Source organism: Longibaculum muris, assembly GCF_004343035.1.
In the GTDB taxonomy this organism is placed as follows: Bacteria; Bacillota_I; Bacilli_A; order Erysipelotrichales; family Coprobacillaceae; genus Longibaculum; species Longibaculum muris.
This window is the reverse complement of the sequence record NZ_SMCQ01000008.1, coordinates 37522-49736: the sequence shown is the minus strand read 5'-3', so window position 1 is coordinate 49736 and position 12215 is coordinate 37522. Positions and strand designations below refer to the sequence as shown.

General features: G+C 32.5%; 12 protein-coding genes and 1 tRNA gene. 11 read left to right on the top strand and 2 right to left on the bottom strand.

Going from position 1 to position 12215, the window contains the following annotated elements:
* Positions 1–10: 10 nt before the first annotated feature.
* The 3 genes from EDD60_RS07260 (at position 11) to EDD60_RS07250 (ending at position 2349) form a co-directional block, all read left to right on the top strand.
* The gene (locus tag EDD60_RS07260; RefSeq protein ID WP_066450473.1) at positions 11–427 is read left to right on the top strand and encodes a flavodoxin family protein; all 417 of its coding nucleotides are present in this window, start codon (positions 11–13) and stop codon (positions 425–427) included.
* A gap of 101 nt (positions 428–528) precedes the next feature.
* The gene (locus EDD60_RS07255; RefSeq protein ID WP_066450443.1) at positions 529–1359 is read left to right on the top strand and encodes an oxidoreductase; all 831 of its coding nucleotides are present in this window, start codon (positions 529–531) and stop codon (positions 1357–1359) included.
* A gap of 9 nt (positions 1360–1368) precedes the next feature.
* The gene (locus EDD60_RS07250) at positions 1369–2349 is read left to right on the top strand and encodes an aldo/keto reductase (protein ID WP_066450441.1); all 981 of its coding nucleotides are present in this window, start codon (positions 1369–1371) and stop codon (positions 2347–2349) included.
* 293 nt (positions 2350–2642) lie between these two features.
* On the opposite strand, the gene EDD60_RS07245 is transcribed toward EDD60_RS07250, so the two are convergent.
* A tRNA-Glu gene (locus tag EDD60_RS07245) sits at positions 2643–2718 on the bottom strand.
* Between the two features lie 163 nt (positions 2719–2881).
* Here EDD60_RS07245 and EDD60_RS07240 point away from each other — a divergent pair.
* Positions 2882–4048: a helix-turn-helix domain-containing protein gene (locus tag EDD60_RS07240; RefSeq protein ID WP_066450439.1), complete on the top strand. Its 1167-nt coding sequence runs from the start codon at positions 2882–2884 to the stop codon at positions 4046–4048.
* Positions 4049–4176: 128 nt separating this feature from the next.
* Here the strand turns inward: EDD60_RS07240 and EDD60_RS07235 are convergent, their stop codons facing one another.
* Positions 4177–5031 (bottom strand): DMT family transporter, encoded by an 855-nt coding sequence (locus EDD60_RS07235; protein WP_066450437.1) that lies wholly within the window; start codon positions 5029–5031, stop codon positions 4177–4179.
* A 114-nt stretch (positions 5032–5145) separates the two neighbouring features.
* On the opposite strand from EDD60_RS07235, the gene EDD60_RS16730 reads away from it, so the two are divergent.
* From EDD60_RS16730 to EDD60_RS07195, 7 genes are all read left to right on the top strand, one after another.
* Positions 5146–5415, top strand: coding sequence for a LysR family transcriptional regulator (locus tag EDD60_RS16730; RefSeq protein ID WP_066450434.1), 270 nt, complete (start codon positions 5146–5148; stop codon positions 5413–5415).
* Positions 5318–6031 (top strand): LysR family transcriptional regulator substrate-binding protein, encoded by a 714-nt coding sequence (locus EDD60_RS07225; protein ID WP_165973136.1) that lies wholly within the window; start codon positions 5318–5320, stop codon positions 6029–6031. Before EDD60_RS16730 ends, EDD60_RS07225 begins: the two co-directional genes overlap by 98 nt.
* Positions 6032–6588: 557 nt before the next feature.
* Positions 6589–7854, top strand: a complete 1266-nt coding sequence (locus EDD60_RS07215) for a UDP-N-acetylglucosamine 1-carboxyvinyltransferase (RefSeq protein ID WP_066450428.1) — start codon at positions 6589–6591, stop codon at positions 7852–7854.
* A gap of 104 nt (positions 7855–7958) precedes the next feature.
* Positions 7959–8162, top strand: coding sequence for a 50S ribosomal protein L31 (gene rpmE / locus EDD60_RS07210; RefSeq protein ID WP_066450424.1), 204 nt, complete (start codon positions 7959–7961; stop codon positions 8160–8162).
* Between the two features lie 100 nt (positions 8163–8262).
* Complete coding sequence (locus EDD60_RS07205) at positions 8263–9555, top strand: helix-turn-helix transcriptional regulator (RefSeq protein WP_066450416.1); 1293 nt, start codon at positions 8263–8265, stop codon at positions 9553–9555.
* 155 nt (positions 9556–9710) lie between these two features.
* Positions 9711–11186: an SLC13 family permease gene (locus EDD60_RS07200; protein ID WP_102135720.1), complete on the top strand. Its 1476-nt coding sequence runs from the start codon at positions 9711–9713 to the stop codon at positions 11184–11186.
* A gap of 98 nt (positions 11187–11284) precedes the next feature.
* Positions 11285–12202 (top strand): NAD(P)/FAD-dependent oxidoreductase, encoded by a 918-nt coding sequence (locus tag EDD60_RS07195; RefSeq protein ID WP_066450411.1) that lies wholly within the window; start codon positions 11285–11287, stop codon positions 12200–12202.
* Positions 12203–12215: the final 13 nt, after the last annotated feature.

Below are 12215 nucleotides of genomic sequence, written 5' to 3'. Positions count from 1 at the left end.
GAGGAAGATTATGAAAACATTATTTATCAACGGAAGTCCAAATAAAGACGGAAACACAGTAAAACTAACAAAACAGTTTTTAATAAACAAAAACTATGAAACTATAAATCTAGTAGATTATAAGATTTATGATTATGGTCAAAAGTTTAACGATGATCAGTTTGAAGAAGTCGTAAAGAAAATGAGTGAAGCAGATGAAATAATTATTGGTTCCCCTCTTTACTGGCATAGCATGTCTGGAATGATTCGTAATCTTATTGATCGTTTTTATAATAATGTAGATGAATCATTATTAAAAGGTAAAGATATGTATTTTGTATTTCAGGGATATGCACCAACTATTGAACAACTAGCAGCTGGTGAATATACAATGAAAAGATTTGCTAGTTTATATGGTATGAATTATAAAGGAATGATTACTAATTAGTATGCATGAAAGTTATAGATGAATACAATTATGGTATTGTACATTTATGAATAAAGAAACTACAATAAGATTGTAAAATAAAAGAAAGAAGGAAAGCGAAAATGAAAACTTGGTTAATTACAGGATGTAGTAGTGGTATTGGTGCAGGTATTGCAAAAGCAGTATTAAAGAGTGGTGACAATGCAGTAGTTACTGCAAGAAATGCTGGTAAATTAGATGATTTAGTAAAAGATTATCCAGATAATGCGTTAGCAGTTTCATTAGATGTTTGTGATAAAAATAGTATTAAAGAAGCAGTGAAAGCTGCAAACGAAAAATTTGGAACAATTGATGTATTAGTAAATAATGCTGGATATGGTTACCGTTCAGCAATTGAAGAAGGAGAAGTAGAAGAAGTTCAAAAGCTTTTCCAAACAAATGTCTTTGGTCCAGTAGAATTAATAAAAGCAGTTTTACCTAAGATGAGAGAACAAAAATCAGGATATATTTTAAATGTTACATCTATTGCTGCTGCAAGATCCGCAGTAGGTTCGGGATATTATGCTTCTTCAAAAGCTGCATTTGAATTATTAACAAATGGTTTAATGAAAGAAGTTGCTCCTTTAGGTATTAAAGCAATGGTTGTACAACCAGGTGCTTTTAGAACAAGATTCTATGACAGTGAATCTTTACAAGGTACAAAGGTGAGAATCTCTGATTATGAAACAACAGTAGGTAAATCTAGACCTGGTAATTTTGAAAATAAACATCAACAAGCAGGAGATCCTGATAAAGCTGGTGAAGTTATTGTCGACGTAGTAAATGGTGATGATTTACCAGAAATCCTTACATTAGGTGCAGCTGCAGTAGATGCAGTCATTGATACATTACAAGGAAAAATAAATGAATTAGAGAAATGGAGAGAAGTCTCAAATAAATGTGACTTTGAATAGGAGAAAAAAATGAAACAAATAAGACTAGGAAAAACAAATATGTATGTAAATCGTGTGGGGTTTGGATGTATGGGATTTTCTCATGCTAGTGGGGCACCAACACCTAAAGAAGAAGCTATACAAGCATTACGTGAAGCTTATAAAATAGGCTATAACTTTTATGACACTGCTGAGTGTTATACAGGTGTAAATAGTGATGGAAGTATTAATTATAATGAGGAACTTGTTGGTGAAGCAATTAAACCATTTAGAGACAAAGTTATTTTATGTACTAAATTTGGAGTTACTCATAAAGGAGATCACTTAGAATTTGATAGTTCTCCTAAAAAGATCAGAGAATCGATTGAAGGATCACTAAAAAAACTACAAACAGATTATATAGATATATATTATCAACATCGTATCGACCCTAATGTAGAACCAGAAGTAGTGGCTAGTGTTATGAAAGAACTAATTGAAGAAGGAAAAATAAAAGCATGGGGTATATCTGAAACAACTGAGGAATACTTAAGAAGAGCTCATGCAGTATGTCCTGTAACATGTATTGAAAATAGATATTCGATGATGGCTAGATGGCATGAATCTATTTTTGATACTTGTAAAGAATTAGGAGTTACTTATGTGGCATTTTCGCCAATGGCTAATGGGGCTTTAACTGGTGTTTATAAATCTAATAAAGAGTTTAAAAATGATGGTTCTGATTTTAGAGTTAATATGCCTCAATATAGTGATGAAGGTATTAGAAAAACAAATGAATTATTAGAAGTAGTAAATGAAATTGCTGATAAGCACAATGCTACCCCAGCTCAAATATCTCTTGCTTGGATGATTTGTAAATATGATTTTATTATTCCTATTCCAGGATCTCGTAAGATTGAAAGAATTCAATCTAACTTCGATGCTGGTAATATTGAATTAACTAAAGAAGAAATAAATAAACTGGATACTAAATTATCTTCCATGGAATTTAAAGTATTTGGTGGACATTAAAAGACCATTTTAGTTCAATGTCATTAAGTTAACAATGACGTAAAGAAAGCTAAGATATATATAATTAATATATGTCTTGGCTTTTATATTTTATAGAAGCTACAATAGTGTAGTTTGGACACTTAATAAGGGAGCGTATCAAAGAACTCATATTTAGAAGTCCATATTACCTAGTGTTTTCATATAGTAGTATAGGCTTTTATATACTTTCATTTAGTATTATTGAGAATAATCTTCTCAAAATCTTCTCAACAAATAAAAAAAGCCTTATTTTATAAGGCGTTTTGACATATTGGTAGTCCGTACGGGGTTCGAACCCGTGAATGCTAGGATGAGAACCTAGTGTGTTGACCACTTCACCAACGGACCATATTGTATATATAAGTATAACACTCCTTGCAAAAGTGTAAAGAGTGTTTTTTGAATTTTTATATAAAAAATAAAAATTGTTAAACTTAATAGCAAAATGTTAACTAAAATTGATAGTCATTTTTTTTAAAAGATGTAAAATAAAACTGAGGAGGGAAGACTTATGAGTATTGGGAAAAGGCTCTTATCATTACGTCAACAAAAAGGCATGTCACAAGAAGAACTGGCTAATCAGTTACATGTATCAAGACAAACGATTTCTAAATGGGAATCAGATCTAAGTTTACCAGATATGAAAACAATGTTAGATATTAGTGATTTTTTTCAAATTTCTATCACAGAATTATTAGGAATAGAGGAAGATAATCATAATCATTCAATTGAGCAAATATATGATCAAACTAAAATTGTATTAGATAATTTACAGAAAGAGAATCAAAGAAGAAAAACCCGTGATTATATTATTATTGGAGTATGTGTTGCTTGTATGGTTTTGGTTAGCTCTTTATACTTTTTAAATTTAATAAAACCCCGTACAGTTTCAAGTAAAACAACAGTTCATGAATATGTAATTAATAATTCATCAAGTGAGGAGGAACGTTATATAGATTTATCGCATTCATCTTTTGAAACGAAAAGTTATGATTTGGAAAATTTAAATGTGACGGTTGATTATCAATGTGCATTAAAAGTTTATCATAACCAAAAAGTTGAATTGGTTTTTGTTGATGAAAATCATCAGAATTATATTTATCCAATGATATTTCAAAATGAAAAATATGTTTATCAAGGAACAATTCCACTATTGAATTATTTAGAAACCAAGATAACTATTGAAGAAGAAAATCAAGAAAAAAGAGTTGAATATATTGAAAGTAATCAAAAACTATTAAATCAAGTTTTGCAATATAAGATTTATTTATGCTTTGAAAATCTTGATGATAATCATATAGGAGTAAAAAGATTACGTTATTATCCACAGGAAAATAACTCTTCAGAAATGGAAAAAGCGAAAGGAGAATTGCCAGGAAAGCTTTATGTACAAGTCGTTTCAGGAAATGAACAATTAGCCAATACCAATATACCATTAAATAAAGCATCATATATTCCATTAAAGAGAAGATTGGAAAATAAAGAAGTCGTTACAATCAAGAGTAAAGTTGTTATTGGGGAAAAAACTTATTATGAAACAGAATTTGAAAAACAAATTATGTATGGTAGCTTTAGTAGTATTATATTACCTAATGAAATGCTAATGTTACATAAAGAAGCAGAGATAAATAAGTCAAGAACAGACCGCCCCACTATTCCGTTTTTAACAGTAAGTTAAATTTTTTAGCTGAAATAAATGATATTTAGTGCTAACAAAAAGACAAATTGCGGGTTTACAAAGAGAAAATGGGCATTAGTATATGGATTTGCTGTCAAAGATTGTCCTTATATATAATACCCATTTCGTTATTTCTGAGGTTTATAACAAATATTTGCACACATGACACCGAGTAGAATCAGTAATGCACCAATGTTGCCCATCAGATTCAGTCGCTCACCCAGAAAAGCAAATGCAAATACCGCAGTAAAGACAGGTTCTAAAGAAAACATAAATCCCGTTGTTTCAGCGCTGACAAATTTCTGCACATAAGCCTGCATGACAAAACCGTAAGCAGAGCAAATCAAGGTTAAACCAAGTAAACTCGCCCACTGGATTCCCGTTTGAGGAAGAACTGGCGTTTCAAAAATGAAGGTTGCTATGGTGGCATAGATACAAGCAAAAAGCATTTGCCAGATGCCCAAGGAAATGCTGTCTACTCGTTCCACAAAGGATTTGCTGACCACAATATGAACAGCATACACAAAAGCAGAAAACAGCATGATACCGCTTCCGATAGAAAACTGTCCAACACCGCCACTGAGCAGGAGGAGACCAGCTGTAACAGCAATAACACCAATCACGATTTTAGTTTCCGGCATACGCTTGCGGAGAACGGCCATGATAATAGGCACAATAATGACTGTCGTGCTTTGCAGAAAACCTGTTTCTGAGGCAGATGTATATTGTACACCCAACAAAAGACACAGGAAAACCGTTGCCAGTAATCCTCCGCATATTGCACTTGCTTTTAAGGTTTGACGATCCGGGCGGCACACTCTGCGGAAAAAGAGAGCAAACATGACCAGAAAGGCGATTCCTGTGCGGAGGGCAACAATGGTAACCGGCGGAATCCCATCCATTAGATAAGCCATAAAAATATAGGAAGTACCCCATGCAAGCGGTACAGTGAACGCTAAAAATGTTGCTTTTTGTTTATTCATCGTTAGACTCCTTGTTTGTTTTTCTTTTATTATAGCTGCGCCCTTGCTATTTGTAAAATTAATAGATATAATGTGTGTATTAGAAAACACGATACAAGGAGGGCGGTTGCAACAATGATCCAAACATCAAAATACACGGTGTTTTGTCGTGTTGTTGAATTAGGCAGTTTCAGTTTAGCGGCGGAGGAATTAGGATATACGCAAAGTTCAGTTAGCCAAAAAGTTTTATCTCTTGAGGAGGAATTAGGGGTAACATTGCTCCTGCGACAGAAAAAACCGTCTGGAATTGACGTCAGATGGCGAAAATCTCTATCCCTTTATTCAAGCCATTTATGCGGCGGAAAAAAACCTTTCCGGGAAGAAAAAAGAAATCGAAGGTCTTGAAAGTAGTGTTGTATCCATTGCAGCTTGGTCGAGTGTAAGCAGGTTATATCTACCCATCTTGATGAAAACTTTTCAAGAGAAATACCCTTCTGTAGAGTTCAAACTGCTACAGGGTGGATATGAGGTAAATGCAGCGGCAGTCAGAGCAAGAGAAGCTGATTTGGGATTTATCAGTACAGATACCGCAGAGGATTTGGAATATGATATTTTGTATGAGGATGAATTGCTTGCGGTATTGCCATCTAATCATCCTTTGGCAGAAAAAGATATTGTTTCTGTGAAAGACCTTGCTAAGGAACCTTTTATCCTTATGGATGAGTTGGGGTATTCATATCCACTGGCGGCATTCAAAGATGCAGGTGTGCAACCTCGGAATTTGAAACTGACAGTTTATGACGATTATGCAGTTATGGAAATGGTTCGTCAGGACTTGGGGGTGTCTATGCTATATGAGCGCATCCTGAGAGGCTTTGATGACGGTTTAATTATACGTCCGATAAAAGAAAGACCGAAGCGTAATGTTGCAATCTGTTGGAAAGACAGAAAAACACTATCTCTGGCGGCAAGAAAATTTCTTGAACATGTCGAAGATTCAAATATATTTGTATTCAACTGATATGAAATAACTTTGAGAGATTTTTGGGAAGATGTAAATTCCAGTTTTCACTTTAATCTCCCATTGAAAAATTAAATACCCATCGCCCACCACAGCGGCACACAAGCAGTAAGTCTGAAAAGATTTGCTGCTTTTTTTTGCGCCCATTTTTGGAAGAACGGCACCCGCAGACAGGACATAGAGATTTATTACAGCTTTGTCGGCAAGATTGACTTGCCGGAATAACCGCCCGACCTATCCGACGTAATCGCGAAACGCCGGATAGGAACGGCAAAATTTTTTACATTTCTATTACTTCTTTATCGCACATCAACAAATGTATCAGGATTGAAGTGACTTGCTGCTGGTGAGTTATATTGATATAATAAAGATGTAAAAATAATGAATATATCGGATGATTTATGTTATCTTTAAAAGAATAATGAAAGACATGAAGAAGTTTTTTGAAATTCTTTTGATATTTATAAGATTCCCGTGTATAATCATTATGAAATGAAATGACAGTGTATATTTTTGATACATTTTTATATATTAATATTGAGAAAGGAAAGAAACTGATGGCAGAAGTAATTGCAATTGAAGGTGGTTATAAATTAAATGGAACAGTAAGAATTAGTGGGGCTAAAAATGCAACAGTCGCATTGATACCAGCTGCTGTTTTATCTGATGGTCCCGTTGAAATATTGGGTGTTCCAGAAATTTCTGATGTTGAAGCATTAGCAATTTTGTTGGAAGAATTGAAATGTAAGGTAGAGGTTGATGGAGAACGGATTAGAATTGATCCTACACATATGGAAGATATTCCACTTGTGAGTGATGCAGTTAATAAATTAAGAGCTTCCTATTATTTTATGGGGGCATTGCTTGGTAAATATAAAAGAGTAAAGATTAAAATGCCAGGAGGGTGTTATTTAGGCCCTCGTCCAATTGATCTTCATTTAAAAGGATTTGAAGCATTAGGAGCAAAAATTACTTATGAAAATGATACGTATTTATTAGAGGCTGAGGAACTTGTAGGAACTTCTATTTATTTAGATTTTGCCTCTGTTGGGGCAACTATTAATATTATGTTGGCAGCTGTAAGAGCAAAAGGAAAAACAATTATTGAGAATGCAGCAAAAGAACCTGAAATTATTGATGTGGCCAATCTTTTAACAAAGATGGGAGCAAAGATTAGAGGGGTTGGAACTGATACAATTACGATTGAAGGGGTTGATTATTTAGGTGGAACTTTCCATGAAATCATTCCAGATCGTATTGAAGCAGGAACATTCTTAATTATTGCCGCAGCGGCTGGCGAAAGAGTGATTATTCAAAATATCATTCCTCAACATTTAGAAGCCTTGATTTCAAAGCTTAAGGAAATGGGTGTTAAAATGGATGTTGTTGGTGATAGTATTGTGGTTTATGGAGCAAAAGAAGGTTTAAAACCAGTTGATATCAAGACTCAAATTTATCCAGGGTTTGCGACTGATTTACAACAACCACTTACAACGTTATTGACTCAAGCACAGGGAGTTTCTCATGTTAAAGAGACAATCTATGTTGAACGTTTTAAACATTGTGGACAGCTTAATAAGATGGGAGCAAATATTGAGGTAGGAGAGGCTTCTAGTATGATTTCTGGAGCAACCCCATTGCATGGAGCACGTGTTGAAGCAACTGATTTAAGATGTGGAGCAGCTTTAGTTGTTGCTGGATTAATAGCAAGTGGTAAGACAGAAATTACAAATGTTTATCATATTGATCGTGGTTATGATAATATTGATAACAAATTAATTACTTTAGGTGCACACATTACTCGTTATGAAATAGAAGATTAAATAAAAATAAAAAAAGTATTGTATTTATGGTAAAGAAATGATATTATAATTGAGCAACTTACTTTGAAGTAGCAAATATTTCAAGGCGGAAGGAGAAAAGAAAAATGAAAAAAGGAATTCATCCAGATTATAAAAAGGTAAAAGTCATTTGTACTTCTTGTGGAGCTGAATTTGAAACTGGATCAGTATTAGACGAAATTCGTGTTGATACTTGTTCAAATTGCCATCCATTCTATACTGGAAAACAAAGATTTGCTAGTGCAGATGGTCGTGTAGATAAATTCAACAAAAAATACGGACTTAAATAAAAAGACGAAAGAGCAGAAATGCTCTTTTCTTTTTGGATTTTATTCTTTAAAAATAGTGCAACATATGAGATAATGACTACAGAAATAGGGTGGTTTATAAATGAAAAGAATAATAGCAGAAATGATGCAGATTTATTCACAAAAGGCTCATTATCATGAAGAAGAATTAGAGATTATTTTAGTCTTAAAAGGAAGTATAACAATCCATAAAATTCAACGCAGTGTGACAATTCATGAAAATGAATTGACTTTTATTAATCGTTTTATTGCACATCGTATTGAAAGCCAAGGAGCGTATATTTTATCAGTTAAAATAAAGTTGTCTGAGTTTAAGGATATTTTTGATAAGATTGAATATGTTGAATTTTTGAATAATGATGAATTAAGACCGTTAGAAAGACCGCTTAAGGAAAGATTGAATGCTATTGTTGTTGATTTACTGATAAAGCTTTATCATGAAGAAGATAGTGAAGAAAGAAGATTTGATGAACATAATTTAATGCATATGTTATTTACGTCATATCAGTTGATTTCACATACTAAGACGCAGGAAGAATATTTAACTTTAGATCTTCAACAACGTTATTATAGTATTGTGGAATATATTATGGTGAATATGAATCAAAAGATTGGGGTCGATGATATTTTAAAACGTTTTTATATGAATCCGGCATATTTCTCTCAATTTATGAAGAAAATTAATGGAGAAGGATTTAAATCTTTTGCTTCTTATCGAAAATTGATTAGAATTATGGATTATTTATTAGATGATGAATTATCAATGAGTGAAATAGCCAATGCTGTTGGAATTTTGAATATGAAATCTTTTTATGCTTTGTTTAATAAGTATTTTGCTGAATCTCCTATGAAGTGGAAAGAAAGAATGAAAGAGACATCAGATCATTATCAGATTATTGATAATCAAAAAATCTTACAGGCTTTCATTAAAAAATATCGTGTTGATAAACATCGTGATAATACTATTTATAAGTTATATAAATATTTAGTTGTTGTTAAGGCAAATAGAATTGATATGGAAAATGTTGATATTGTCTTAAATCCTTATTTAGATATGGGTGAAGATATTGATGAAGATTATCAGGTTTATAAATTTTTAGATGTACTGGTTGAACAAATAAAATTGTCTAATGCACATTTTAAGCTTGTTTTTCCTTTTCGTTATTTAAAAGATAGTAATCAAAAACAACTTTTATATGATGCGATTCGTTTACAAATTCTTCAATATGGAATCAATGAAATAAAGAAGTGGAAGATTTGTTTCTGTATTGAAAAATTATCTGATTTAAAGCCAGCTTTTAAGTTAAAAGAGGAGTTGGAACAACGCTTAGGAGCGTTAAATATACAAATTGCTTTAGATGCATTAGGTGGGTAATCCCACCTTTTTTTGTTTCTTTTTCTTTGTCTTTGTTGAATTGTAAATCTAAGTTATTGCCATTAACAAGCGCTTACATATTTTGTATAATAGAAGTGTCGGTATGAGAAAATATTAACAAGAATACGGATAATAAAATAGGAGAGGTAAGATTTATGAAAAAGAAAATCAACAGCTCGTACATCCATTTTATCATAGGAATGATTATCATGCTTGGATTTAGATTCGTTCCAATGGGTGTCTTGCCAAATGTTACAAAAATCGGATTACAAGTTATGGGGGTATTTATTGGAACTATTTATTTGTGGTCTACAATTGATCCTTCAGTAGCGAGTTTAACAAGTATTGTTATGTTGGCGTTTACTGATTTTGCACCTGCAGGAAATATTATGATGTCAGCTTTTGGGAATCCAACAGTTGTACAAATGTTCTTCTTAATGATTTTCATGGGTGGTTTAACAAATAGACGTTTAACGGTTTATATTGCACGTTGGATTATGACAAGAAAAATGATTGAAGGAAGACCTTGGATATTTACTTTGGTTATGTTACTTGGAACATATGTTATGTCAGTTTTCATTGGTGCTTTCGCTCCAATCTTCTTATTCTGGCCAGTTCTTTATGGTATTTTTGATGAAGTAGGATTCAAGAAAACAGATGCATATCCTAAAGTTATGATTGTTGGAATTGTTATTGCAGCTTTAATTGGTTTCCCTGTTCCACCATATATGGCTAATGGATTAGCGTTACTTGGAAACTATCGTGGGTTATTAGCTAACTTCCCAGCTTTGGCTTCTATGGATGGTGTGATGATTTCTAATGCATCATACTTTATTGGATGTTTTGTTATTGGGTTATTATTAATTGCAGTAACTGTATTAATTATGAAATTTATCTTTAGACCTGATGTAGAACCTTTAAAGAAAATTAGTATTGAAATGTTAGAAAAGAATCCATTGCCACCAATGACAATGTCTCAAAAAACATATGGTATTTTCTTATGCATTTTCATCTTTGTGATGTTAGTACCAAGTTTATTACCAAATTTACCAATTTTAAACTTCTTAAATGCTAATTCATTGATTATGCCAATGGTATTAGTAACTATTTTGGTATTATTAAGCTTTGAAGATGGACCAGTCTTAAAGTTAAATGAAGTTATGGGGAAAGACTTTGCTTGGCCAACTTATTTACTTTGTACTTCAGCAATCTTACTTGGAAGTGTTTTAACAAATGAAGCAACAGGTATTACAGCTTTCTTAAATACTGTTTTATCACCAGTCTTTGCTGGTATTTCAGGTGGTATGTTTACAATTGTTTTATTGTTATTTGCAATTGTCTTAACAAATATTTGCAATTCACTTGTTATTGGTATGATTTTACAACCAGTTGTTTTAACTTATTGTGTTAATACAGGCGTTAATCCTGCCCCAATTATCACATTGTTAATCTTCACAGTTTTATTAACTGCGGCTTGTACACCAGCGGCTTCACCATTTGCAGCAATGATGTTTGGTAACAAAGAATACTTAACTTCTGGTGATGTTTATAAATATTCAACTGTCTTTGTTGTGATTGAATTTATTGTTATTATTATTGTGGGTATTCCATTTATTAATCTATTAGTTTAGTGGCTAAATATTAGATATAAAAAAAGATAAAAAACTTAAAAATATCTATTACTAATTATGCTCATAAGGAGTAAAATGATAGTAAAGGAGGTATGTATATGGATACATATTATGATTTAGTGATTATTGGTGCTGGTCCTGCTGGGATGACAGCTGCTATCTATGGAGCACGTGCTGATTTAAAGGTCTTAATGTTAGATAAGCTTGCTCCAGGGGGACAAATTATTAATACAAATGAAATTCAAAACTATACAGGTATGGGAACAATCAATGGGGCTGAACTTGCAATGCAGATGTTTAACCATACACAAGAGTTAAATGTTGCCTTCGATTATGGAACAGTTAATAAAATTGAAGATAATGGAGACACAAAGAAAATCTATATTGAAGAAGATGCAGATAAAGTGATTACTGCTAAAGCAATCATTTTAGCTACAGGAACAACACCTAGAAGATTGAATATTCCTAATGAAGATAAATTCATTGGTAATGGAATTAGTTTCTGTGCAATTTGTGATGGTGCATCTTATCGTGATAAGGATGTTGTTGTTATTGGTGGAGGAAATTCTGCTGTTGAAGAATCAATTTATTTAGCTGGAATTGTTAAATCATTAACAATTGTAACGATGTTTGATTTAACTGCTGATCCAATTGCTTGTGATAAGTTAAGAGCACTTGATAATGTTACAGTTTATCCATATCAAGATATCTTAGAATTTGTTGGTGATAGTTCACTTACCGGAGTACATTTTAAATCAACAAAAACTGGTGAAGAAAACACAGTCAATTGTGATGGAGTCTTTGAATATATTGGATTATCACCAGTGACTGATTTCTTAAAAGATTTAGGTGTTTTAAATCAATATGGTTATATTGAAGTTAATGAAAAAATGGAAACAAAGATTCCAGGTATCTATGGTGCTGGGGATTGTATTACAAAGAATTTAAGACAAGTTATTACTGCTTGTGCTGATGGAGCTATTGCGGCTCAAGAAGTTTCAAGATATACAAAATAAAAGGAGGATCTAT